Here is a 23,596-nt window from a genome sequence, read left to right as displayed (position 1 = left end):
CATCCGCGAGAATTTAACGCTTGCCGGCACCCAGGATTCAAGGGTTTAACCGGCCAATACAGGCCTGTGATGGCTCCGTCGCGATTCGACCGAGGATCGAATGCGCCGGAGAGTACTGCAGGCTGGGGCTATTTGATATCAAAGACGGAAACGATCCACCGATTGCGACAGTTGCACGGCCATTGCCGACAGTTCGTCGGTGGTGCTGGCAGTCTGCCCAATGACCCGGCTGTTACCCTCGGACATACTGGCAATCATCTCCACCTGATGAGCGATTTCGTTGCTGGCCAGGCTTTGTTCACCAATGGTGCGAGTGATGTCATTGACCAACTGCGTCGTACTCAACGTGGCTTCCAGAATATCGCTGATCGCACGCTCCACTTCAGCGGTGACGGCCATCCCCTTGTCGACCTGGGCGACGCCTGCTTCCATGCTGGTCACCGCTTCTCGGGTGCTTTGCTGAATGCGCGCGACCATCGTGGTGATTTCCTGAGTGGATGTGCTTGTCCGCCCCGCCAGGCTGCGAACTTCGTCGGCAACCACGGCAAAACCCCGCCCCTGTTCGCCGGCGCGGGCAGCTTCGATCGCAGCGTTGAGCGCCAGCAGATTGGTCTGATCGGCAATGCCCTTGATCACCTGAATAATATTGAAAATCCCCTCCGAGTCCTTGTCCAGCGTGCGGATAACCTGTGCCGACAGCTGCGCCGAGCGGGCAATGCTGTCCATGTCACTGACCACCTGATGAATGACCCGCCCCCCGTTTTTGGCCAGTGCCTCGGCCTGACTGGCCATCTCCAGTGCATGCCCGGCGTGCCGGGTGATTTCTTCGATGCTCGCGGTCATCTCGCTGGTCGCTGCCGACATGGTGCCCGCTGCCGAACTCTGCTGGCGACTGCTGTCGGCCACTTCATGGCAGCCGCTGCTGAGCTGGCGACTCATGCCACTGACGCCATGTGCATTGCTGCGCACGACTTCAATCATGCCACGCAAGTCACGCTGCATCACCGCCAGGCTACGAATCAGCATGCTTGCCTCGTCACGGCCGCGAGGCTCGGCGATAGGCTCACCAAGATTGCCGTGGGCGATGCTGTCGGCAATGCGGCTGGCAGAGGCAAGCGGAATCATGATACTGCGGGTTACCCATTGCCCCTGGATCAGAAGCAGCAAAATGCTCGCCACCAGCACTACGACAAGGGCAATATTGGCACTGCGTATCGCTTGCCGGGACGCCTCGCCGCTTGCCTTGAAGTTGTCTTCGATCAGTTCGCTGAGACTGGACATCTGTTCTTCAAGCTGAGTGAAGGCGCTGTTGAATGTGCCCAATCCTTGTTGCGCTTGCTCGGGATTATCCAGCGCCAGGCCGACGATACGTTCGCCACTGGCAATGTAGGTATCGAGGCTCGGCTTGATCCTGTTCAATTCCGCCTTTATGTCATCCGTAACGGGTAGTTTGAGGTTATCACCGAGCACGGCACGAAAATGCGCGGCGTGTTCATCAAGGGATTTCTGTACTTCATCACGCGTGCTATCGCTCTTGCCCAGCCCGACCAGCATTGCCGACAACACATCCGCACGTAGCGCATCGTGCATCATGTCGGCCTCCAGATGATTGCGCAGCGCGGTCATGCTCACCTCACTGTCGATCATCGCCGTCTCCGTCCTGGTATTACCCACATAGTTGACCAGACTGATGATCAGAACCGTCAGCACGCTGGTGCCAATCAACAACAATAGACGTAGCTTTATCGACATCCTGATGTCCTCTGCGATCAATGAGATAACGCGAGCTGCGGAATGCTCTTATTCAGAGCTTATCGACGCCAGTGGCCTGTTACTTGAACCTGTTTGCAGTTTTTTACTGCGCCATGGTCAGCGAACGATCGTTTATCGACCTGACGTCGACCTGTAACGCGGCTATGGTGAACTGTAGTGAACTCAAGCCCATCGCAGGAGCCAGTAAAGTGCCCGACAAGAAGCCCGCTATCGATCTCGCCTACCGACCACGCCTGGCCGACCTCAAGCCTCTGGTTCCATCGGCAGAACTGCTTGCACCGCAGCCCATTGCATCGCCGCGTACTACGCCGGCGAGCGAATTGCAGAAGCGCAAAGGGTATGTCGAGAGTTTCCTCGGTGACTTCGTCGTACCATGGCCCTCAGCCGACGCAGAACTGGCGACTGATGTGTATCCGCTGGACAACGCCGGTAATCGTCTCGATTACACGCACTTTTCAATCACCATGTCGCGCAGTCGGCGTCTGGCGCTGTATGTCGGTGTCAATATCGATGGTTCCAGCAGTGTCGAAGTCAAGCGTAGCAAGGATTCATGGTCGTTTGATGGCAGACTGCCCGCAGAGGCGCAGATCGGTGAGAGCCTGTATGCCGACAACCTGCTGGATCGGGGCCATCTGGTCAGGCGTCAGGACCCTAACTGGGGCAAGGAAGCCGAAACAGCCAACAGCGATACCTTTCACTTCACCAACTGCTCGCCGCAAATGGCCGCATTCAACCAGAAGACCTGGCTGGAACTTGAGGACTACATCCTCGAGAACACGCGTCGCTGGAAATCCCGGGTAACCGTTTTCAGCGGCCCGGTGCTGCGCGATGACGACCGCAGCTACCGGAACGTCAAAATCCCTTCCGCCTTCTGGAAAGTCGTGGCATTTCTTGGTGACGACGGCAAGCCTTCGGCCAGCGCGTACATGATCGACCAGAGCCGTGAGCTGGGTAAGCTGGAGATCATATTCGGTCCGCTCAGGACCTGGCAGCGCAGCGTCCTGCAGATCGAACAGCTTACCGGCATACGCTTCGGCGACCTGGCCAGCTACGACGGCTTTTCCAACGAAGAACGCCTGACCGGCACGCGCATCGAGGCACAGATCCGCGGTCCGCAGGATATCCGGGTCTAGGTTACGCGCCTGCCGGGAAACGACCGTGGACGCTCGCCGACCCGGGTGTAGCGATAACAGCGTCTGCGCCCTATTCGAACTGCTGGCGATTCTCCGGGGTGATGAGTTTGAAGGGTACCCAGATAACCGGAGACTCCAGGGTCTCGCCGCGTGCCATGCGCAACGCGGCGTCTACCGCGCCGTTGGCCTGGCCGACGGCGTCCTGAAACACGCTCACTGCCATTTTGCCTTCGGCCATCAATTTCAGACCGTCCGGGGTGCCGTCGATACCGCCAACAAGGTAATCCCTGGCATTCTTCCCGGCTTTTTCCAGGCCCATGATCGCGCCAATTGCCATTTCGTCGTTGTTGGCGGCGATGATAGAGAAGTCCACGCCCTGTTTGACCCAGTCGATGACAATGGACGCGGCCTGACTGCGTTCCCAGTTGCCGATTTTCTTCTGTACAACCTTCATGTTCGGGTACTTGGCAACCACCTTTTCCACGTCCTCGGTGCGCATGACCGATGATTTGTTGCTCGGATCGCCCACCAGAATCACCACGTTGCCCTTGTAATCGGCACGGCGAGCCAGTTCTTCCATTTGCAACGTGCCGGACTCCAGTTCATCAGAGCCTACGAACGCCGTCAGCGCAGGCCATTTGGCAGGTTCAGGATTGCGGTTGACGAATACCAGCGCAACCTTGGCCTCATTGGCCAGGCGCATCATTTCCGGCGCACTTTTGCCATTCACCATCGCGACCACGATGGCATCGACTTTTGAATTGACCAGATTGCGAAACTGACGCATCTGCAGCTCTACATCGTCCTGGCCGTTTTCCATGAAAAGGTCGGCATTCAGCAGCGCCACTTGCTTCTCGACGCCGTGGCGCAGGATGGTTTGAAAATTGTCGTTGTACTTGGCCATGCCCACGCCGATCAGAGGCGTATCGGCCTGCGCCAGACCAGCGACCAGCAGGCTTGCACTCAGGGAAATCGATAACCACTGTTTCATGTTCTGACTCCCGGGCGTTAAACGCTGAAATGATGGAGCAGCTCGCGCTGATCCCTGGCCATTTTCGACAGGTCCTGACTGCTGCTCGCAGACTGTTCGGCACCGTCTGCGGCCTGCTGGGCAGAATCGTTGATGTGCGTGACCATGCGACTGGTTTCCTGCACCGTCGCGCTTTGCTGCTCTGTGGCGGCAGCGATCTGGATATTCATGTCGCGAATCGTATCCACCGCTTCACCCATTTCCACCAGCAACTGGTCAGCACCGGAAGCCAGCGTCACGCAGTGGCTGGACTGGATCTGACTTTCGTTCATCACCTGCACGGCCGAGTGGATCTTGTTTTGCATCTGGCCGATCATTTCCTGGATCTCGCTGGTTGAGGTCTGGGTACGGCTGGCCAGCGAGCGCACCTCATCGGCCACCACCGCAAACCCCCGGCCCTGCTCGCCTGCACGCGCCGCTTCGATGGCCGCGTTGAGCGCCAGCAGGTTGGTCTGCTCGGCAATGGTGCGAATGGCATCGACAATGCCGTCAATGTTTTGCCCGTATTTCTGCAGCTCATCGGTCACCGCAGACGCCTTGTTGACCTGTTCGGCCTGCTGGCGGATGTTGACGATGGTTTCAGCCACGCGCTTCTGAACCTTGTCAGTCAGTTCACTGGTGCTGTCCACCGCGCTGCGTGTGTCCTGAGCCCGACGGGCGACTTCTTCCACGGTACTTTCCATTTCAGTCATGGCCGACGCAGCAGAGTTGAGCCGGTCTTTCTGCTCGTCTACCACGCGGGTGGTCTGTTCACTGATCTGCGCGTTCTGGCTGGCAGTCAGCGCCAGGGTATCGGCGGAGCCGATCAACTGGCGAAACGTCTGTTGCAGCGACTGGGTGAATTCATTGAGATAGCCGCCCAGCTCGCCGAATTCGTCGCGACGGCTGACATCGAAACGCACGCGCATGTCGCCGCTGGTCAAGGTCTTGAGCACCTCGCGAAACGCCGCCAGTGGACGCCGCAGACTGAACGCGACCCAGGTACCAATGACTGCCGCAGCGATCACGGCGAGGAGGCAGGCGATCAACAGCAGGCTGAGGCTGGTGGCGATGGTCGAATCCGCACCTGCCTTGGCTTCGCTGGCCACCGCCAGTGACTGGTTGCCGAACTCGCCGATCTTGTCCAGGGTTGCTTGAAGACGTGTTTCTGCCGCCTGGCGCTGTTTGCCCACTTGCTCGGCGAGCGCCGCCTCCTGTTTGTAGGCCTGATAGACGCCATCGCTGCCGGTAAGGTCGTTAAGCAGGCGGTTGACCATCACGCCGGCGATACGGCCACCTCGAGGATCCACCGCCGTGAGCTCCCGCGCCCGGGTACTGATGACTTCGTCCTGCAGGTTGAGCACACGCTGCAACGTCTGGATATCCGGCGTTGCCGCATGGGCAGCAAGGCCTTCATAGGATTTACCGACTTCCAGCAGCAGTTTTTCCCCCGCCGCCACGTTGTCAGCCGAACCCGCGCTGCGCTCGCGGGCAATGTAGTCACGCAAATAGCCTGTCAGTTGTGCGCCCTGGCTGCTGCTGTAGCCCTGCAATACCCGGCTCTGGAGCATCTGCAACACATGCTGTCGATGACTGGCAATCAGGCTCTGTGCCTGCTCGGCGTAGGCAGCGCTCAACTGACGCTGCTGATTAAGGTTGTCGCGCAGTTCAGCGCGGTCGCCGATAAAGGCAGGCGTGCTGTCCAGCAACTGATTGAAGCGGGCCATGCTGTCGTTGAAGGGCTGTTTGCCATCGTCAATCTGCCTGGGGTCATTGCTGACCAGAATTCCGAGCAATGCCTGGTTGGCACGCAGCACATGGACGTAAAGCTCGCTCGCCGCTCTGCTCAAGGGGGCCGACTGCCCGGTGATGATGCTGATCCGGTCGCTTATGGAATGCGTGCTTTGATAGCTGATACCTGCCATGGCGAGCAACAGTACAACCAGCACAGCAAACCCACCGATCACTCGCTGAAGAATGGTCATGGCTATCCTCTTTATTTTTATTGCGTCGTATCTGATCCGGGCCTGCGCAAAGCACGTCAGTCCGGAAAATGATCGGAGCTCAAAAGAGAATGTCGGCCGGGTCGTGGGCGACTTGAGGCAGTGTTCACACTATCTTTACCGGCCGGGGGTCAATAAAAAAGGACTGCATGACCTGACGAGTCATGCAGTCCTTCAGACCTGCGCCTGGTAATCAGCGGAAATGACGTGCGACGGCCTCCGGTGCATCGGGCACATCCATGTTGATCTTCCGCCAGGCAGCCTCGGCGAAGCTGTACACCGAAAACGCAATCAGACCCAGCGCCACGATCAGCAGCACCAGCCCACCGGCAGGCAGGTCCTGCAAACCGTTGAGCGCGTCTTTCATGCCTGGCGGATGCATGGCCTGATAACTGGAACCGCTTACGGCCAGCAACACCGCTACTTCGATGAATGCCACGCCGCGGGCGATCAGGCCGAAACGTGATACCGGACGCACGTACCTCATGACGTCTTCATCGGCCTCGAAATACTTCTCGAACGACGCCTTATAGCCCTTGATGATGTGCACAATGCCCAGGCCGAGGGGCACCAGTGCCACCACGTAGACCAGCAGATTGGAGTGATCCCAGGACAGAATGGTGGCCAACAGGTCCTTCGCCTGACCGCCACCCGATGAGCTTGCGGAGCTCTTGAGCCCACTGACCAGCAGCCCCAGCGCAAAAAAAGCCAATGCCCCGTAAGTAAAACCGCCCACCAACAGGCCTCCTCGGATCACCAGACCTTTGAATTCCCGGCCATGATGATCGACGTCCCGCGTAGCCTGCAGCACACGCCATGCAGCGAACGCCAGCAGGCCGACAATCACCACCCCCACCAGAACGCTGCCGAATGGCTGGCTCAACAAGGCTTCAAGGCTGCTGTGGCTGTCGGCAGGCTGCGATGAACCCTGCGCCGCCAATACAGCGAACAGACCGATAATCAGATAAACAACACCACGGGCGGCATAACCGCCTCGTGCAAGTAGAACAAGGCCGCGTTGCGCCGACATAAATAACCATCCCTGAAAGTAATTACAGGAACAGACCCGACATGTCCTCAGGGGTTCGACCCGATTGACGGCGCGTGATGTGGTGCGCCGCCGCTGGGCTGATGCCTCTTCAGGCAAACGTTGCACCTCGCGCGTTCACAAACACTGAGTACAGCGAATGGCTGCTGGCCATGAATAAACGATTGCCCTCTCGCCCGCCGAAGCAGATGTTGGCGCAGCGTTCGGGCAGGCTGATGTGGCCGATGGCTTTACCCTGCGGGTTGAATATCCGCACTCCGTCGAGTTTCTCCAGGTCGGCCTTCGGGTTGCCGTTGCCACCCCAGCCACACCAAAGGTTGCCGCTCTCGTCGCATTTGATGCCGTCGATAGCCGCGTATTCCAGACCTTCGACGTGCTTGCGACGCTCCCCAAGCGAGCCGTCCTCATTGACCGCTACCGCCCAGATGAGCCCAGTGGGCTTAGCGCGCCCTTCGACCACGTACAGGGTTTTCTCGTCCGGCGAAAAACACAGGCCGTTCGGACCTGCCATGTCATCGATGACCCGACTGACCTTGCCGTTCTCAGGATCAATTCGATAGACCCCGAACGGCTGCTCCTGCTTGACCTTGCGGCCTTCATAGTCGCTGTTGGCTTGAAAAGTCGGGTCGGTGAACCAGATCGAACCGTCACGCTTGCAGACGATGTCGTTGGGGGAGTTGAAAGGCTTGCCGTCGAAACTGTCGGCCAGCACGGTGATGTGTCCGTTGTACTCGGTACGCGTTACACGACGGCCTTCGCTGCTGGTGCTTGACCCCTCACACACAAGCAACCTGCCCTGACGATCGCGGCACAGCCCATTGGAGAAGTTCGAATGCTCACGGTACACAGAAAGCTCACCCGATGCCTCGTCCCAGCGCATGATGCGATTATTGGGGATATCACTGACCAACAAATAGCGACCATCCCCCACCCATACCGGCCCCTCGGCCCAGCGCATGCCAGTGGCGAGCTTTTCAACGCTGGCATTGAAGATGCGTATGTCCAGAAAACTGTCATCCAGCACACCCACCAGCGGGTCGGGATAACGCTGGGTCAACGGCTCGGCAATAGACAGGCGCGGCAGAGAGCCAATGGCCGCGACCGTTGCCGAAACAGCCAACGACTTTTTCAAAAAGCTCCGACGGCTCTGGTCTGCGGTGGTGGTTGGGGGTGAGAAATCCATGATGCGTCTCCTTGTTGTTATTTTTGGAATGGCGCCCGCCTCGCGGCCGCAAGGCATCCTACAAGATATCTCCAGTCAAGGCGGGGCTCTGACAACCCTTCTGCTCTCATGCTCTGTGTTTATTACCGTACTGCTCTGAATCTACAGAGAGTTTTAGCCGCACCCCATACAATAAACGTTGCTGGCACCAGCATCACCAATACCATTATGGCAAGAAGCATGAACTCTCCATCCTCTCCGCCGATTATGCCCAAGGCATTTGCAGCCGAAACATACATATCGAGGCCTGTTTCAGTTTGAAGCAGCCAGCCCATCAGGCCTAACGCGACAAGCCATTTAGTTAGCAGCGCAGCCAATACTAAAATTAGCGCACCCTTCGTGATGAGCTTCATTATTTTTTTCATTTAGATCTCTTCACTATTCACTAAAAGCAGAAACATCTATTACGCCGTAGTACTTCAGATTCGTCCCCGGAAGAATTTCGCCGTGTTGACTGCGAAGAAATTTTTTAAGCTCATCGAATCCAATCTGAGAGTTAAGAGTGATACAGCCTTGGCTTATACCACGCGGCCCAACGGGATGGAGCCTAAACGCGCCTCGCCTTATATTGTCTCGATCCAATCTTTAAATATCGCATCAAGAGATTCGCCTGGAATGCCCTCAATCTGCATACAAGTGTCAAACGCCACAGTACAACCCCCTATCTAAAACTGAGAAAAATCTATATCAACTGAGCTTTTTACTTTTGAAAACCACTTATTAATCGCGCCAGACTCGCAAGCATTCACTCATAAATTGCAAGACCACATTAGCATCCTCGCCAAAACCATCATCTTTATCTGAAGATAATGAAAGAATAATCGTCAAAAAAAGTTTAAATACAAACATCTTTTTTCTTGCCGCGCGCGAACTGGTTAAGTCACCTGTCATCGCGGTATCCAAAAAAATCATGATTGCTCAGTACTGCGAAGCTGCCAACAATTCAGGTATCGTGCGCAGCCATCCCCTTTACTGCCCGAGCACACCAGATGCCCTCAAGCAAACGCGAGCAGGCCCGCACTGAGCGTCAGCTTGTTACATCGCTGACGCAAGCCTGTGAAACCGCGAAGTCTGAAATGCCCGGTTTTTGCTGGCTGACTCACGACGTCGATTACGCAGCCTTCCCGGCCAGCCTGCAGGTGGTCTGGGTGTTCGATACGCTGGCCGACAAGCATGCGGCGCTGGCGGGCGGGCTGGATGGGCGGATGATCGAGTTGACCGCAGCGGCGCTTGAAGAGGCGCAGGTGAGTGTGTCGAGCGTCTCGGCCCATGTGCATGTCGACTGTGAAGAGCGATGCCGCCTGGAGAACGGCGGCGACTGGCAGCAACGTATCAAACGCAAATACGCCCGACGAGGTTGATATGGCCAAGGACATCGAAAACCCGTGCATTTCGGTCTGCCAGCTCAGTGGCGACCTGTGCGTCAGTTGTGGCCGCACCAAGGATGACATTCGCAAATGGAAGCGTATGAAGCGGCCGGAGAAGATGGCCGCTGTGCAACGAGCGGCACAGCGCATGAAGAGCCTGCAAAAGAAGAGCGGGTAAACCTGCAATTTTCATGTTCGGTGCGGAAACTTCTGCAAAACGGCTTGGGTCAGTATTAGCCGTGACTCAGCTACCTGGAGTCTGACGAATTACGGGAATCCCGCTCTTGGCCAGTCATGCAGATCGCCGCAACACCCTTTCGCTGGATAGCCTGAATTTTTTCCTCGCCGATGTGCGTGACGGGCTGGGGCCTTATCTGGCGATTTATCTGCTCGCCGTGCATAAATGGGACCCGGCCAGCATTGGTGTAGTCATGACAATCGCCGGTATTGCCGGGCTGCTGACACAAACGCCAGCGGGCGCGCTGATCGATCGCACGCCCTACAAACGCGCCATGATCGGTGTGGCGGCCTTGCTGGTCACGCTGAGTTGCCTGATCCTGCCCTTCACGTCATCCTTCTCAATCGTCGCCCTGACTCAGGCATTGAGCAGCATTGCGGCCTCGGTGTTCGCACCCGCCATTGCTGCGATTTCACTGGGCATAACCGGGCCTAAGGCGTTTACCCGCCGTACCGGGCGCAACGAAACATTCAATCATGCCGGTAACGCCTGCGCGGCCCTGCTGGCCGGCGGCTTCGCCTATCTCTTCGGCCCTATTGCAGTGTTCTATCTGATGGCCGCAATGGCCCTTGCGAGCGTTGTTGCAATCAGCTTCGTGTCTGCAGATGCCATTGATCACGACGTCGCACGTGGCTTCGATGCCCATCACGCTTCGCAGGGCAGCCAGCCTTCCGGGCTCTCCGCGCTGTTGAGCAACAAGCCGTTGCTGCTGTTCGGGATCTGTTGCGCGCTGTTCCATCTGGCCAATGCCGCCATGCTGCCTCTGGTCAGCCAGAAACTCTCGCAAATCAACATGCAGATGGCCACGCCTCTGACTTCGGCATGTATCGTCGCCGCCCAATTGGTGATGGTCCCGGCAGCACTGCTGGTAGGCATGAAAGCCGATGCGTGGGGACGCAAGCCGCTGTTGCTGGCCGGTTTTCTGATCCTGCCGATTCGGGGCGTGCTTTATACCCTGTCCGATGATCCGTATTGGCTGGTGGCGGTGCAGATGCTCGATGGCATCGGTGCAGGCCTGTTCGGTGCGCTGTTTCCATTGATGGTCAAGGACCTCACTCAAGGCAGCGGACGTTTCAACGTGAGCCTGGGTGCCTTGTCCACCCTGTTCGGGCTGGGCGCGGCGCTGAGTAACAGCCTGGCTGGTTTTGTGGTACACGCAGCAGGCTACAGTGCTGCGTTCCTCACCCTTGCGGGCGTGGCGGCGGTGGCGTTCTGTCTATTGTGGCTGGCGGTTCCGGAGACGCTATCGCGTTCGCAGAATGAACCTGATTTCAAACAGGATCATGCCGTAAGTACATGAAGCAGCTTATTTCAGCGTGGTCGCGCTGACCTGCCAGCCACTGTGCCGGCGGGTCGCCACCACCAGCCCGTTGCCTGCGCCCTGCATCCCGCCAACCCACCGGCCCGCCTCGTCCCATAGACCGCTGCGCCCTGCCGATTGCCAGCCACCCGTGGGTCCGCCGTGGTTGGCCATCAGCACCGGTAACGTATGACGTCGGGCATGCCCCGCGAGCAGCCTGGCATCATGCTCATAGCCAGCTGGCGAAATCAGCACGCTTGCGGCGTACACTCCGGCACCGCTTTCAGCCATACGTCGCGCATGCTCGGGGTGAGTGAAATCGGCACAGATGCACACACCGATCCGCTGCTGATCGAGTGCCAGAAGGCAGTCTCTGTGCCCGGCACTGAATACTGCGTCCTCGCCAGGATGCAGATATTGCTTGGCATAAGGGATGACATCACCCCGAGCGGTGAAGGTCAGTGCGCCGATCAGGACACTGTCATCCGGCTGTCTGAGCGGAACACCGAGGGTAGTCGTCAATCGCAGTTTCTCAGCCAGGGCCATGATCGGTTGCAGGCGTGCGTCGTCCGGGCTCAACGCCAGCTCGCGAGCCAGATTCGGTTCGTAGCCTGTCAGGGACAGTTCTGGAAACAGCAGGTAATTCGCGCCCAGATCAGCCGCACGCTGCATGAATGCAAGGTGTCCGGCGAGGTTGCGCTGAACATCTCCCTTTGCAGAGCAGAACTGGGCAACAGCAAGTATTGGAAAGTCCATCAGCACTCCAGAGTAAACAAACAGACCGAGGCTGGTATTCGCTGACCTCTCCCCGTTCACACATAGTTACATTTTCACTCACCACCAATGTTGTACGACGTCTTATCTTATTTGGCAGTGAATGACATCTCATTACAATAAAAACGGAGATTCAACGCATGCCTCATACCCCGTCCCTCAAAGAAGCCGCTGCGCCCGCAGCAGAACCTCGTCTGAAAAAGCTCGCCAAACTGCTGGGCCCCGGCATTATCGCCGTATTGTCCTGGCTGGGCGCGGGCGACCTCATTACATCGTCCGTGGCAGGTGCCAGTTATGGCTACGCGATGATGTGGGTACTGGCGATTTCGCTGCTGCTCAGGTTTCTGATTGTCAACATCATTGCCCGCTTCCAGCTCTGCAACAACCAGGGCATGACCATCCTGCAGGGTTATGCGCAACTGCATCCACTCTTCGCCTGGTTCATGCTCGGCTATGCGTTGTTGATGGGTCATCTGATCAACGCCTACATGATCAAGGGTGCTGGCGAAGCGCTCGCCATGCTGCTGCACATCAATCAACCGCTGCTCTGCTCTGCCGCAGTGGTCATTGCGGTGTGGCTGCTGGTGGGACGCAATATCTACGCGATGATCGAAGGCGTCATGAAGATACTGCTGGCAATCATGACCCTGGCGTTTCTGACTCTGGCGATCATGTCTGGCCCGGATGTTACCGGCATCATCAAGGGCACTATCGGTTTCAGCATTCCGCCCGACGAAGGCGTGCACGGCGCGCTGCTGGTGGCCGTTTCGGTGATCGGGGCCGTGGCAGGCTCCATCGCCAACTTCGTCCACCCTTACGTCATGCGTGAAAAGGGCTGGACCGGCCCCGAGCACAAGCGTATTCAGCGTAACGATCTGCTGTTTGCCGTGATCGTCGGCATTATCATCAATCTGGCCATCTGGGTCGTTGGCGTCGAAATCCTTAGGCCCAACGGCATTCAGGTCAATACCCTGGCCGATCTGGGCAAGGCATTGGAGATATTCTTCGGCCCGCTGGGCTGGTACATCTTTTTCATCGGTGTGTTCGCCACGCTGTTTGCCAGTATTTCCGGAAAAACCACAGCCTTTCCGATGCTGATCACCGATGCTTTCCAGCACATTCGCCCAAAGCGTCGCGAACGCTATGGCAAGATGTTCCACAACGACCCGATGCACAAATGGTTCATGCTGTTCATTCTGGTCACCCCGCTGATCTGGTCGCTGCCCGGCATGCCGGACTTCGTGACCCTGACACTGGGCGTCAACGCGTTGAACATCGTCGGGCTGCCGGTCATTTCGCTGGGGCTGCTGATCATGTCCAACCAGAAATCGCTGCTGAACAAGGAATACCGCAACAACTGGTTCGAGAACATCGCGCTGACCTTCGCTACCGGACTGGCCTTGTGGGTGGCGTTTCAACTCGGGACGGAACTGCTCGCATAGTTATGAAGGGCCCATTTCCGTTCAGGTAATGGGCTCTTCACGATGCCTTCCTTTCACTTCCCCCGGATAGAAAGCACTGGCTATCTGATCACGGACACAACTGTTACATCTCGCCGCCAACAAACAGAAATAATTCTCAACGGAGATGTTATATTGTATCTATTATCATCAGGAAGTCTCATATGTCGTCTCGTAGAATCGCGTCTCTGGCAGGCTTTGCAATCGGGGTCATTGGCAATGCCGGCTACGCGGAAGAACATCCGTACACCCTTGAACTGGAAAACATCAACGTAAACTCCGACTATCAGTACGAGACGGCTACGAGCCCGCTCCAGGGCTATCGGGCCACCCGCTCGGCCACCGCTACAAAAACCGACACCGCGATCAGGGATATTCCGCAGTCAATCAGCGTAGTGCCTGCCTCGGTGCTCAAGGATCTGGGCAGCAACAGCGTCGAGCGTGCGCTGGAGTTTGCCGGAGGCGTGTCGAAGCAGAACAACTTCGGCGGTCTGACTCTCTACGAATACAGCATCCGCGGCTTCACCACTTCCGAATTCTACAAGGACGGCTTTAGCGCCAATCGCGGCTACCCGACCACGCCGGATGCCGCCAACATCGAACGTATCGAAGTGCTCAAAGGCCCCGCTGCCAGTCTGTACGGCCGTGGCGATCCAGGCGGAACCGTCAATATCGTCACCAAAAAACCCCAGCGTGACGCATTCTCGACCTTGCAGACCAGCGCGGGCAGTTGGGATCGTTATCGCACCGCACTGGATGTCAATGCGCCGCTGGATGAAGAAGGCAAACTGCTGTCCAGGGTGAATCTGGCCGTCGAAGACAACAACAGCTTTCGTGATCATGTAGAGAGCAAACGGGTGTTTGTGGCCCCGTCATTCAGCTGGCAGTTGAATCCAGAGACCAGTCTGTTGGTGGAAACCGAGTTCGTGCGCCACACATCGACGTTCGACCGAGGCGTAGTTGCCCCCAACAACAAGTGGAGCGGCGTGTCGCGCTCGACCTTTCTCGGCGAACCCGACGACGATATCGACAATGACAACAACAGTGTCCAGCTCGCCCTTGACCACCAGCTCAGTGATGCATGGTCTCTGCGTCTGGCCAGCCACTACAAGCAAGGCGAAATGTCAGGTTTTGCCAGTGAAGCACGCCCTTTGAACGCCGACGGCCGTACCGTCAATCGCCGTTACCGCGAGCGCGACAATGACTGGCATGACAGCATCACCCAACTGGAATTGCGCGGCCAGTTCGATGCAGTCGGTCTGCAACACGATGTGCTGATCGGCACTGAATACGAGAACTACCGCAAGAACGAGCGCGTTACCACGATTGCAGGCGGTCCTTACGCCATCGACATCTACAATCCCGTGTACGGCCAGCCGAAACCCGACGGCGCACGCTCCGGCACTGACTTTTACGAGCACGTTGAAAGCCGTGCGCTTAACCTGCAGGACCAGATTGTTTTTACCGACAAGTTGCGCGGGATGATCGGCGCGCGCTACGAACATTTCGATCAACAGGTCGATGATTTCACCACCAACGCCACCTCCGGCCAGCGTCACGATGCGTTCACCCAGCGTGCCGGGCTGCTTTACCAGCTCACGCCGCAGGTGGGCCTGTTTGCCAACGCGTCCACCTCGTTCAAGCCCAACAACGGCCTGGACGCAGCCGGCAAGACCTTCGACCCGGAAGAAGGCGTCGGTTACGAGGTCGGGATCAAGAGCGAGCTGTTCGACGACCGTCTGAGCACCACCCTCGCCGCCTTCCATATCGAAAAGGAAAATGTTCTGGCGCTGGATCCGGGCACCGACACCAATCGCGCGGTAGGCAAGGCTCGCAGCCAGGGCCTGGATCTGCAATTGACCGGTCAGGTCAGCGAAGCCATTCGCGTGATCGGTGCGTTCGCCTATATCGATGCCGAAGTGACCAAAGGCGACCGAACCATCCCGGCAGGCAGTCGCATTCTTGGTGTCGCTAAACACAGCGGCAGCCTGCTGAGCGTCTATGAATTTCAGGAAGGCGTGCTACGCGGCTCGGACGTGGGTGCTGCGTATACCTACGTCGGTGACCGCTCCGGTCAGTCAGGGACTGATTTCGAGCTGCCCGCCTACCAGACTGTCGACCTGCTGGCCCACTACAAAGCCAGCGATAACGTCACAGTGGGCTTGAACCTGAACAACATTTTCGACGAAAAATACTACGAGCGCTCTTACAGCAACTACTGGGTCGCGCCTGGCGAACCGCGCAATTTCACGGTCAGCCTGACACTCGGCCTCTGATGTCGACACCCTCGATTCACACCACTAAGGATGCAACATGCTGTCAACAAAACCTTTTCTGACCCTGGGCCTGCTCGGCGCACTGTTTGCCACACAGGTCGGTGCCCACGGGCTGTGGACCGAACAACGCCGCGGCAACATCGAAGTGATCTATGGTCATGGCGCAGAAGACAACGCCTTCAAGGCTCAGAAAGTCAGCGGCGCATGGGCCTACGACCTGGGAGGCAAAATGATCCCGGTGACCGTACAGCGCCTGGAGGATCACGCGCGACTGGTGCCGCTCAAACCGCCCGCCGTAATGACGGTAGCTCTGGACAACGGCATGTGGACGCGCAATACCGAGAAGAAGTGGATCAATGAGGGCCGCAGCAAAGTGCCGAGTGGCACCGACTCGATTCATACCTTCAAATACAGCGTGGCTATCTACGCGCAAGGCGCTCAGTTGCCATCATTCGGCAAGCTGAATTTTGTGATCGTGCCGCAGGCTGATCCGTTGAAAGTCGGCGTGGGCAAGCCATTACCGGTACGCGTGCTGATCGACGGCAAGCCCGCCGCCGGCATCAAGCTGATCGGCGATTACCGCAGCGCGCCAGACGTCGTCAGCGCCGAAACCGACGCCCAGGGCCTGGCCAGCGTCATCGTGCGCAATGCAGGGCTGAATGTCATCGCTGCCGAAGCCACATTGCCCGTCAAGGACAACGTCGACATCGCCGAGCGGGGATTATTTACCTCGTTGACGTTTGTGGGTGAAGCGCACCACGACTGATCCCCTTCTGTATCCTGGAAAACGCCCGCTTCGGGTGTTTTCCGCCTGATGGCAGGTAAAACCAAATCCTGCGCACGCTACTGCTCCACCCCTCCATATTCCCTTTAGTAAACAAAGTTTCCAGAAACCTCTGGACGCTGCTTTTCCTTTCGCCTATAAAACAGCCTTTAAGAATATTAAATTCCTGTAGAGAATTTTATTCGTGACTCAAGACCCTCTGTATCTGACTTTTTTGCCCTTTTGCCGAGCTGCCGCCACTTTCCAGAGGACGAGCCATGCAACACGAGAAAAACCATTTCATCCTGAAGATCAGCTGCCCGGCGACCTCCGGCATTGTCGCGGCGGTGACTTCCTATCTGGCCGGTAACAGCTGCTACATCGGTGAAATGGCCCAGTTCGACGACGAGTACAGCGGCACCTTTTTCATGCGCGCGGTGTTTCGTTTCAACGATGGACACGACGGCGATATCCAGCAGTTGAAAGGCGGTTTCGACGCCGTCGCCAAAGACTTTGCCATGCAGTGGGAGTTGCACGACACACGTCGACCGATGCGCGTGCTGCTGATGGTCAGCAAGTTCGATCACTGCCTGACGGACCTTCTTTATCGCCATCACAAAGGCGAGATGGACATGACCATCACCGCCATCGTGTCCAACCACCTGGACCTGCGACCGATGGCCGAGCGTGAGGGTATTCGCTTCATTTATCTGCCTGTGACCAAGGAGACCAAATCGGCACAGGAGGCCGCGCTGATGAGGGTGGTCGAAGAAACAGGCACTGAACTGGTGGTGCTGGCGCGCTACATGCAGATTCTCTCTGACGATCTGTGCCAACAGCTTTCAGGCCGGGCGATCAATATCCATCACTCGTTTCTGCCGGGGTTCAAGGGGGCCAAGCCCTATCATCAGGCTTATGAGCGAGGCGTAAAACTGATCGGTGCCACCGCGCACTACGTTACCAGCGACCTGGACGAAGGCCCGATCATCGAGCAGGAAGTGCAGCGCGTCGATCACGTTTACCTGCCCGACGACCTGGTTGCGGCAGGACGCAACAACGAAACCATCGCCCTGTCGCGGGCGGTGAAGTATCACTTGGAGCACCGTGTCTTTCTCAACACTGACCGAACGGTGATATTCAGATGAGCGCGCGAATCATCGACGGCAAGGCAGCCGCCGCTCGTGTTCTGGAACAGGTCAGAACCGATGTGAAAACCTTGAAGGCCGAGGGCATCGAGCCCGCCCTGGCCGTCATTCTGGTCGGTGACGACCCCGCCAGTGAGGTGTACGTACGCAACAAGATCCTGCGCGCCGAGGAAGCAGGCATTCGTTCTCTGGAGCACCGTCTGCCTGCCCGGAGCAGCCAGGCACAGGTGCTGGCGCTGATTGCCGAGCTGAACACCGACGACTCGGTGCACGGCATCCTCCTGCAACTGCCACTGCCAGCGCATATCGAGGAAGCGCGCGCCTTGCAAGCCATTGACCCGATGAAGGACGTTGATGGTTTTCACAGTGAAAACGTTGGCGGTCTCAGCCAGGGACGTACCGTACTGACGCCCTGCACTCCCAGCGGCTGCATGCACTTGCTTGAAGAGACCTGCGCAGATCTGAGCGGCAGGCATGCGGTGGTGATCGGCCGGTCCAATATTGTCGGCAAACCGATGGCTGCCCTGCTGTTGCGAGCGCATTGCTCGGTAACGGTGGTGCATTCGCGCAGTACCGACGCCAAAGCCTTGTGCCGTCTGGGCGACATTGTCGTCGCAGCGGTTGGCCGACCGCGCATGATCGACGCCAGCTGGCTCAAGCCTGGCGCGGTGGTGATCGATGTCGGCATCAACCGCGTCGACGATCAGGGCCGCAGTCGCCTGGTGGGCGATGTCGACTTCGACAACGTTCTTGATGTTGTCTCTGCCATCACGCCGGTGCCTGGTGGCGTGGGACCTATGACCATCGCCTTTCTGATGAAAAACACGGTGATTGCTGCCAGACAGCAAGCCGACGCGCAACGCAGCCAATCGGAGGCCGTATGCCTTTCAATCTACTGAAATACGGGCTCAGCCCTGAATACCCGGTCGAGGTGGACCTGCCTGCGCCCAGGGAACTCAAGCCCTGCTACGACGTGGTAATCATCGGCGGCGGCGGTCACGGACTGGCAACTGCGTACTACCTGGCGAAATACCACGGTATCAGCAACATTGCCGTGCTGGAAAAAGGCTATCTGGGCGGTGGTAATACGGCGCGCAATACGGCGGTGATCCGCTCCAATTACCTGACCAGTGAAGGTGTGAAGTTCTATGCCGAATCGGTGAAGATGTTTCAGGGCCTGTCCAATGAGTTCGACTTCAACATCATGTACTCCGAGCGTGGCCAACTGACCCTCGCACACACCGATGCCACCGTACGCTCGTTCCGCCAGCGCGCCGAGGTCAACAAGCATTTCGGCGGCCGCACCGAGATGATCGACCGCCAGCAGATCCGCGAACTGGTGCCGAGTCTGAATCTGGACCCCGGCCATCTGCCAGTGCTCGCAGGCCTGTGGCACATCGACGGCGGCACCGCCCGGCATGACGCGGTCGCCTGGGGCTACGCCAGGCAGGCGGCCAAGCGCGGTGTGGAGATTCATCAATTGACCGAAGTGCAGGAACTGGTCATCGAGAACGGCACCATCACTGCGGTGAAGACCAATCGCGGCACCATCCAGTGCGGCTGCGCCGTGCAGGCGGTGGCGGGCATGAGTTCGCAGATGATGAAGAAGGCCGGAATCCGCTCGCCGATCCAGACCTTCCCGCTGCAAGCGATGGTCACTCAACCCTTCAAGCCTTTCCTTGACCCGCTGGTAAGTTCGTCCGCGCTGCACTGTTACGTTCAGCAGACCAGCCGTGGCGAGGTGGTGTTTGGCGGCGGCTCTGATCCCTACCCGCTGTTCAACACCCGCTCGACCCTGGACCTCAAGGAAAGTCTGCTGGCCCATGCCATCGAGATGTTTCCGTTCCTGGCCAACGCCAGACTGATGCGCCAATGGGCCGGGATCACCGACATGACCCCGGACTACAGCCCGATCATGGGCCTTTCGCCGGTCAGGAATTATTACCTGGATGCAGGTTGGGGCACCTGGGGTTTCAAGGCAACGCCGATCTGTGGCAAGACCATGGCCGAACTGGTGGCCAGCGGCGGCAAGGTGCCTGAGCTGATCAGACCCTTCGCGCTGGAACGCTTCTCGACCTTTCAGCAAGTCAACGAAATGGGCGCGACAGCGGCCAGCCACTGACGGAGAGCGACACATGAAAATCATGAACTGCCCGCTCAACGGGCCGCGCAATATCAGCGAGTTTTCTTACGGCGGCGAATTCAAGCACATGCCCGACCCGCAAACCTGTAGCGACGCCGAGTGGGCCGATTACGTGTTCAACAGTGAAGACACCCTGGGCGTGGTGCGCGAGTGGTGGATGCACAATCCGTCCAGCTACTGGTTCCTGGCCGAGCGCCATACCGGCAGCGACGAGATTATTCGCACCTTCGACCCGCGGGAAATATTCACCGCACGTATCGACTTCGCTCCCCGCCCATCCAAGGAGATCGCAGGATGACCACCCCAGCCCGCCTGCCCGCGCCTATGGGCTTGCTGATCGATCGCAACCAACCGCTCACCTTCAGCTTCGATGGCAAGACCTATCAGGGCCTGCAAGGCGACAGCATTGCCAGTGCCCTGCTGGCCAACGGGCGTTTTCTGCTTTCGCGGTCGTTCAAGTATCACCGCCCTCGGGGTCCGCTGACCATGGCCGGACAGGACGCCAACAGTCTCGTCCAACTGCCTCGGGAGCCCAATGTGCTGGCCGACACCTTCGCTCTGCAGGAGGGCCTGGAGGCAACCGGACAGAACTTCAGTGGCTCGCTGGACCACGACAGGGATGCCTGGCTGGGCAAGTTCTCAAAGTTCATGCCGGTGGGTTTCTACTACCGCTCGTTCTACAAACCCAAAGGCATGTGGAAAGTCTGGGAGCCGATCATTCGCAAGAAGGCTGGCCTTGGTGTGCTGGACCTGAACTTCCAGCCCGAATATTACGACAAGGCCTACCTGTTCACTGACCTGGCCGTGATCGGCGCGGGTCCTGCGGGATTGCAGGCGGCATTGAGCGCAGCCAACGCCGGAGCCAAGGTGCTATTGATCGAACAGCAACCGATACTCGGTGGTTCACTGACCTACGCGCGCTTCGATATCGACGGTCAGCGTGCCGGGCAACTGCGACGTGAACTGAACGACGCGGTGCAGGCGCACGCCAATATTCGAGTCCTTACACAAGCCACCTGCAATGCCTGGTTCACCGACAACTACCTGCCGGTGATTCAGGGCAAGCGCTTGTACAAAGTGCGCGCCACACACTGCCTGGTGTGCAGCGGCTCGTTCGACCAGCCGGTTATTTTTCGCAACAATGATTTGCCCGGCGTGATGCTGACCAGCGCCGCCCAGCGCCTGATCAGGCTGTACGCCGTCAAACCCGGCAAGCGCGCTGTGGTGCTGACCGGCAACGATGACGGCTATCTGGCAGCGCTGGACCTGCACGATCAGGGTGTCGAGGTGGCTGCAGTTGCCGACATGCGCACCCATCCCTCAGACCAGGCATTACAGGTTGCGCTGGAAAAGCGCGGCATCGTCTGCCATATGAGTACGACGGTGTATGAGGCGCTACACGAGAAAGGCATGCGCCATGTGAGCGGGGTCGAGCTGCGCACGATCACCGGCTAGGGTCAGGTGGCGAACACAGGGTCGAGTATCGAATGTGACCTGCTGTGCATGTCCGGCGGCTACATGCCGGTCTACCAGTTGCTGTGTCAGGCGGGCGGCAAACTCGCCTATGATGATCGGCAGGCCGAGTTCGCGATCAGCAGCCTGCCACAGAACCTGAGTATCGCCGGTTCGGTTAACGGCTATCATGCGCTGGACAACGTGCTGTCCGATGCAACCCGTGCAGCCACCAGCGTGGTCTCGGCAATGGGGCTGGAATCGTTTGATAGCCCGGCCACGCTGCGCAGCGAAGCGCAGGTCAACTTCCCCTGGCCGATCTTCCCGCATCCCAAGGGCAAGGATTTTGTCGATTTCGATGAAGACCTGCAGGTACGCGACATCGTCAACGCAACGCGCATCGGCTATCGCGACATCCAGTTGGTGAAACGCTATTCCACAGTCGGTATGGGCCCCTCGCAAGGTCGTCACTCGGCGTTACCGACCGCACGGCTGGTGGCCGCGTCGACCCAGCGCAGCGTCGGCGAAACTGGCGTGACCACTGCCCGGCCGCCCTTCGAGGCAGAGAAACTGGCGCACGTTGCGGGCAGAGCCTTCGATCCGTATCGCCAGACACCCATGCATCAGCGTCATGTGCAGGCAGGCGCGAAGATGATGCCGGCGGGAATCTGGCAGCGTCCAGCGTTCTATGGCGAGCCATCGCAACGCGATGCCTGCATGCAGCAGGAAGCGCTGCATGTGCGCAACAAGGTCGGGATCATCGACGTGTCGACACTCGGCGGCCTGGACGTGCGCGGCCCAGATGCTGCCGAACTGCTCAACCGCCTGTACACCTTTGCGTTTCTCAAGCAACCGGTCGGGCGTTCACGCTATGCGCTGATGACCAATGAGCAAGGCGTGGTCATCGACGATGGTGTCTGCGCGCGCTTTGCCGAACAGCATTTCTACGTCACTGCCACCACCAGCGGCGTGGATCGCATTTACCAGCAGATGCTCAAGTGGAATGCCCAGTGGCGCCTGAACGTCGACATCACCAACGTCACAGCAGCCATTGCTGCGGTCAACGTGGCAGGCCCGGATTCACGCAAGGTGCTGGAGCAAGTCTGTACCGACCTGGATCTTTCGGCCGAAGGCTTCCCTTACCTCGGCGTACGCCTGGGCACCGTTGCCGGTATCAAGGCACGGCTGTTGCGGGTCGGTTTCGTCGGCGAACTGGGCTATGAAATTCATGTCCCGGCGCGGCATGCCCTCACGCTCTGGGACGCATTGACCGAGGCCGGCAAGGCGTTCGACATGCGCCCGTTCGGCGTCGAGACACAACGTTTGTTACGTCTGGAAAAAGGCCACGTGATCATCAGCCAGGACACTGATGGCATGACGCACCCTGCCGAAATCGACATGGGTTGGGCGGTCAGCCGGAGCAAACCTTTCTTTGTCGGTCGCCGCTCGGTAGACATCCTCGAAGCGCAGCCGCAGAAGCGCAAGCTGGTGGGCTTTACCTTGCCCAAAGCCAGCCCGCTGCCGCTTGAGGGGCATTTGGTGCTCAAAGGTCCGGACATTACTGGCAACGTGACCTCCTGCGAGTACTCGTCGACGCTGGGTCTGATTATCGGTATGGCCTATGCCGCGTGTGACCAGAGCGCACCCGGCCAGCAGATTCCGATTCGCGTCGAAGACGGCGTAGTGGTTCAGGCGACCGTCGTGAAACTGCCCTTCTTTGACCCTGAAAACCAGCGCCAGGAGCTCTGATCCATGACCCGCCTTAGCAAAGACCGCTCCGGCATGACCGAGGTGCGCTCCCTGTGCACACTGGAAGACCTGACCCATTTGCCACGCACAGGATTTCGCGGTTTGCACAGCGCCGAATACTTGGCGGCACGCGGTTTCAGCCTGCCAGAGACGCCGAACCGCGCCGTTACCCAGGCCGACGGCAGCCATGTTGCACGCCTGTCGCAAACCGAATACCTGTTGCTGGGCAGCCCGCTCGACAACGGCCAGCGGATTGCCGATGAGGAGGCGCGCTGGGAGCTGGACCACAATGCCAACTATCTGTTGCCTCGCGAAGACAGCCATGCGTGGCTGCAATTGAGTGGCTCATGCATTCCGGAGGTGATGGCCAAACTGTGTGGCGTCGATCTGCGTCCCGAGGCCTTCCAAGCCGGTTGGGTGGCTCAGACCTCGGCAGCGCGCATCAATGTGATCGTGATCAACGTTGGCGCACAGCCCGAACAGTGTTTTCAGATTCTGTTCGATCGCGCTTCGCTGGCGTATTTCAAGGACGCAGTGCTGGATGCCATGGCCGAGTTCGGGGGGCGCTGCCTGTAATGGTTGGTGCCGACCTGTGATCGATATCACCGGGTCAGGGATTGCGGACAGCCCTGCCCCAGAAACGACACGCATACCCATTACCGCCATGTGAGCTAAAGAACACGGACGACGAGCCGACTTTCTTCTGGTAGGCCACAAGACATAGCTCCGGGTCCTCGCCCG

General features: G+C 58.3%; 20 protein-coding genes and 2 pseudogenes. 13 read left to right on the top strand and 9 right to left on the bottom strand.

Annotation, left to right across the window (positions count from 1 at the left end; all coding sequences use genetic code 11):
* Positions 1-138: 138 nt before the first annotated feature.
* Complete coding sequence (locus tag ALO80_RS12000; RefSeq protein WP_055009167.1) at positions 139-1,752, bottom strand: methyl-accepting chemotaxis protein; 1,614 nt, start codon at positions 1,750-1,752, stop codon at positions 139-141.
* A 209-nt stretch (positions 1,753-1,961) separates the two neighbouring features.
* Here ALO80_RS12000 and ALO80_RS11995 point away from each other — a divergent pair, with 209 nt between their 5' ends.
* Positions 1,962-2,906, top strand: coding sequence for a DNA/RNA non-specific endonuclease (locus tag ALO80_RS11995; RefSeq protein WP_055009196.1), 945 nt, complete (start codon positions 1,962-1,964; stop codon positions 2,904-2,906).
* A gap of 70 nt (positions 2,907-2,976) precedes the next feature.
* Here ALO80_RS11995 and ALO80_RS11990 read toward each other — a convergent pair whose 3' ends face one another.
* The 7 genes and pseudogenes from ALO80_RS11990 to ALO80_RS11960 form a co-directional block, all read right to left on the bottom strand.
* A complete protein-coding gene (locus tag ALO80_RS11990) occupies positions 2,977-3,897 on the bottom strand; it encodes a substrate-binding domain-containing protein (protein ID WP_055009166.1) in 921 nt (306 codons plus the stop codon).
* 17 nt (positions 3,898-3,914) lie between these two features.
* Complete coding sequence (locus ALO80_RS11985) at positions 3,915-5,900, bottom strand: methyl-accepting chemotaxis protein (protein WP_055009165.1); 1,986 nt, start codon at positions 5,898-5,900, stop codon at positions 3,915-3,917.
* A gap of 211 nt (positions 5,901-6,111) precedes the next feature.
* Complete coding sequence (locus ALO80_RS11975; RefSeq protein ID WP_055009163.1) at positions 6,112-6,948, bottom strand: DUF1206 domain-containing protein; 837 nt, start codon at positions 6,946-6,948, stop codon at positions 6,112-6,114.
* Between the two features lie 109 nt (positions 6,949-7,057).
* On the bottom strand, positions 7,058-8,149 hold the full coding sequence (locus ALO80_RS11970; RefSeq protein WP_055009162.1) for an SMP-30/gluconolactonase/LRE family protein: 1,092 nt from the start codon (positions 8,147-8,149) through the stop codon (positions 7,058-7,060).
* A 122-nt stretch (positions 8,150-8,271) separates the two neighbouring features.
* A complete protein-coding gene (locus tag ALO80_RS11965; protein WP_055009161.1) occupies positions 8,272-8,541 on the bottom strand; it encodes a hypothetical protein in 270 nt (89 codons plus the stop codon).
* A 25-nt stretch (positions 8,542-8,566) separates the two neighbouring features.
* Positions 8,567-8,761: pseudogene (locus ALO80_RS29465) on the bottom strand (tlde1 domain-containing protein); the annotation flags it as partial.
* 147 nt (positions 8,762-8,908) lie between these two features.
* Positions 8,909-9,100, bottom strand: a complete 192-nt coding sequence (locus ALO80_RS11960) for a hypothetical protein (RefSeq protein ID WP_055009160.1) — start codon at positions 9,098-9,100, stop codon at positions 8,909-8,911.
* 77 nt (positions 9,101-9,177) lie between these two features.
* Between ALO80_RS11960 and ALO80_RS11955 the strand changes: the two genes are divergently transcribed.
* The 3 genes from ALO80_RS11955 to ALO80_RS11945 all read left to right on the top strand — a co-directional run bounded on the left by ALO80_RS11955 (position 9,178) and on the right by ALO80_RS11945 (position 11,093).
* Positions 9,178-9,549 (top strand): hypothetical protein, encoded by a 372-nt coding sequence (locus ALO80_RS11955; protein WP_024656685.1) that lies wholly within the window; start codon positions 9,178-9,180, stop codon positions 9,547-9,549.
* Position 9,550: 1 nt separating this feature from the next.
* The gene (locus tag ALO80_RS11950) at positions 9,551-9,733 is read left to right on the top strand and encodes a DUF1289 domain-containing protein (protein WP_005617534.1); all 183 of its coding nucleotides are present in this window, start codon (positions 9,551-9,553) and stop codon (positions 9,731-9,733) included.
* Between the two features lie 106 nt (positions 9,734-9,839).
* Complete coding sequence (locus ALO80_RS11945) at positions 9,840-11,093, top strand: MFS transporter (RefSeq protein ID WP_055009159.1); 1,254 nt, start codon at positions 9,840-9,842, stop codon at positions 11,091-11,093.
* Positions 11,094-11,099: 6 nt separating this feature from the next.
* Here the strand turns inward: ALO80_RS11945 and ALO80_RS11940 are convergent, their stop codons facing one another.
* A complete protein-coding gene (locus ALO80_RS11940) occupies positions 11,100-11,849 on the bottom strand; it encodes a carbon-nitrogen hydrolase family protein (RefSeq protein WP_055009158.1) in 750 nt (249 codons plus the stop codon).
* Positions 11,850-12,007: 158 nt separating this feature from the next.
* Between ALO80_RS11940 and ALO80_RS11935 the strand changes: the two genes are divergently transcribed.
* The 9 genes and pseudogenes from ALO80_RS11935 to ALO80_RS11895 all read left to right on the top strand — a co-directional run bounded on the left by ALO80_RS11935 (position 12,008) and on the right by ALO80_RS11895 (position 23,431).
* On the top strand, positions 12,008-13,309 hold the full coding sequence (locus ALO80_RS11935) for an Nramp family divalent metal transporter (RefSeq protein WP_055009157.1): 1,302 nt from the start codon (positions 12,008-12,010) through the stop codon (positions 13,307-13,309).
* Between the two features lie 182 nt (positions 13,310-13,491).
* Positions 13,492-15,603 (top strand): TonB-dependent siderophore receptor, encoded by a 2,112-nt coding sequence (locus ALO80_RS11930; protein WP_055009156.1) that lies wholly within the window; start codon positions 13,492-13,494, stop codon positions 15,601-15,603.
* 37 nt (positions 15,604-15,640) lie between these two features.
* Positions 15,641-16,369 carry a DUF4198 domain-containing protein gene (locus ALO80_RS11925; RefSeq protein WP_055009155.1) on the top strand — a complete coding sequence of 243 codons (729 nt, stop codon included), beginning with the start codon at positions 15,641-15,643 and terminating at the stop codon, positions 16,367-16,369.
* 275 nt (positions 16,370-16,644) lie between these two features.
* Positions 16,645-17,511 (top strand): formyltetrahydrofolate deformylase, encoded by an 867-nt coding sequence (gene purU / locus ALO80_RS11920; protein ID WP_054985370.1) that lies wholly within the window; start codon positions 16,645-16,647, stop codon positions 17,509-17,511.
* Positions 17,508-18,410: a bifunctional methylenetetrahydrofolate dehydrogenase/methenyltetrahydrofolate cyclohydrolase FolD gene (gene folD / locus ALO80_RS11915; protein ID WP_055009154.1), complete on the top strand. Its 903-nt coding sequence runs from the start codon at positions 17,508-17,510 to the stop codon at positions 18,408-18,410. Before purU ends, folD begins: the two co-directional genes overlap by 4 nt.
* A complete protein-coding gene (locus tag ALO80_RS11910) occupies positions 18,392-19,633 on the top strand; it encodes an FAD-dependent oxidoreductase (protein WP_055009153.1) in 1,242 nt (413 codons plus the stop codon). Before folD ends, ALO80_RS11910 begins: the two co-directional genes overlap by 19 nt.
* 13 nt (positions 19,634-19,646) lie before the next feature.
* A complete protein-coding gene (locus ALO80_RS11905; protein WP_055009152.1) occupies positions 19,647-19,952 on the top strand; it encodes a sarcosine oxidase subunit delta in 306 nt (101 codons plus the stop codon).
* Positions 19,949-22,855, top strand: a pseudogene (locus ALO80_RS11900) (2Fe-2S iron-sulfur cluster-binding protein). The gene ALO80_RS11905 and the pseudogene ALO80_RS11900 overlap by 4 nt, the downstream one beginning before the upstream one ends.
* 3 nt (positions 22,856-22,858) lie before the next feature.
* Positions 22,859-23,431: a sarcosine oxidase subunit gamma gene (locus tag ALO80_RS11895; RefSeq protein WP_055009151.1), complete on the top strand. Its 573-nt coding sequence runs from the start codon at positions 22,859-22,861 to the stop codon at positions 23,429-23,431.
* The last annotated feature ends 165 nt before the right edge of the window (positions 23,432-23,596 follow it).

This window comes from Pseudomonas caricapapayae, assembly GCF_001400735.1.
GTDB classification, from domain to species: Bacteria; Pseudomonadota; Gammaproteobacteria; order Pseudomonadales; family Pseudomonadaceae; genus Aquipseudomonas; species Aquipseudomonas caricapapayae.
Note: the sequence above shows the minus strand (reverse complement) of the source record. Positions and strands in the feature narration are given on the sequence as shown.

Coding starts and splice junctions, on each gene's coding strand:
- ALO80_RS11990 (WP_055009166.1), bottom strand. CDS start 3,897: ATGAAACAGTGGTTATCGATTTCCCTGAGTGCAAGCCTGCTGGTCGCT.
- ALO80_RS11930 (WP_055009156.1), top strand. CDS start 13,492: ATGTCGTCTCGTAGAATCGCGTCTCTGGCAGGCTTTGCAATCGGGGTC.
- ALO80_RS11910 (WP_055009153.1), top strand. CDS start 18,392: ATGCCTTTCAATCTACTGAAATACGGGCTCAGCCCTGAATACCCGGTC.
- folD (WP_055009154.1), top strand. CDS start 17,508: ATGAGCGCGCGAATCATCGACGGCAAGGCAGCCGCCGCTCGTGTTCTG.
- ALO80_RS11950 (WP_005617534.1), top strand. CDS start 9,551: ATGGCCAAGGACATCGAAAACCCGTGCATTTCGGTCTGCCAGCTCAGT.
- purU (WP_054985370.1), top strand. CDS start 16,645: ATGCAACACGAGAAAAACCATTTCATCCTGAAGATCAGCTGCCCGGCG.
- ALO80_RS11960 (WP_055009160.1), bottom strand. CDS start 9,100: ATGATTTTTTTGGATACCGCGATGACAGGTGACTTAACCAGTTCGCGC.
- ALO80_RS11935 (WP_055009157.1), top strand. CDS start 12,008: ATGCCTCATACCCCGTCCCTCAAAGAAGCCGCTGCGCCCGCAGCAGAA.
- ALO80_RS12000 (WP_055009167.1), bottom strand. CDS start 1,752: ATGTCGATAAAGCTACGTCTATTGTTGTTGATTGGCACCAGCGTGCTG.
- ALO80_RS11925 (WP_055009155.1), top strand. CDS start 15,641: ATGCTGTCAACAAAACCTTTTCTGACCCTGGGCCTGCTCGGCGCACTG.
- ALO80_RS11905 (WP_055009152.1), top strand. CDS start 19,647: ATGAAAATCATGAACTGCCCGCTCAACGGGCCGCGCAATATCAGCGAG.
- ALO80_RS11940 (WP_055009158.1), bottom strand. CDS start 11,849: ATGGACTTTCCAATACTTGCTGTTGCCCAGTTCTGCTCTGCAAAGGGA.
- ALO80_RS11895 (WP_055009151.1), top strand. CDS start 22,859: ATGACCCGCCTTAGCAAAGACCGCTCCGGCATGACCGAGGTGCGCTCC.
- ALO80_RS11975 (WP_055009163.1), bottom strand. CDS start 6,948: ATGTCGGCGCAACGCGGCCTTGTTCTACTTGCACGAGGCGGTTATGCC.
- ALO80_RS11985 (WP_055009165.1), bottom strand. CDS start 5,900: ATGACCATTCTTCAGCGAGTGATCGGTGGGTTTGCTGTGCTGGTTGTA.
- ALO80_RS11970 (WP_055009162.1), bottom strand. CDS start 8,149: ATGGATTTCTCACCCCCAACCACCACCGCAGACCAGAGCCGTCGGAGC.
- ALO80_RS11965 (WP_055009161.1), bottom strand. CDS start 8,541: ATGAAGCTCATCACGAAGGGTGCGCTAATTTTAGTATTGGCTGCGCTG.
- ALO80_RS11955 (WP_024656685.1), top strand. CDS start 9,178: ATGCCCTCAAGCAAACGCGAGCAGGCCCGCACTGAGCGTCAGCTTGTT.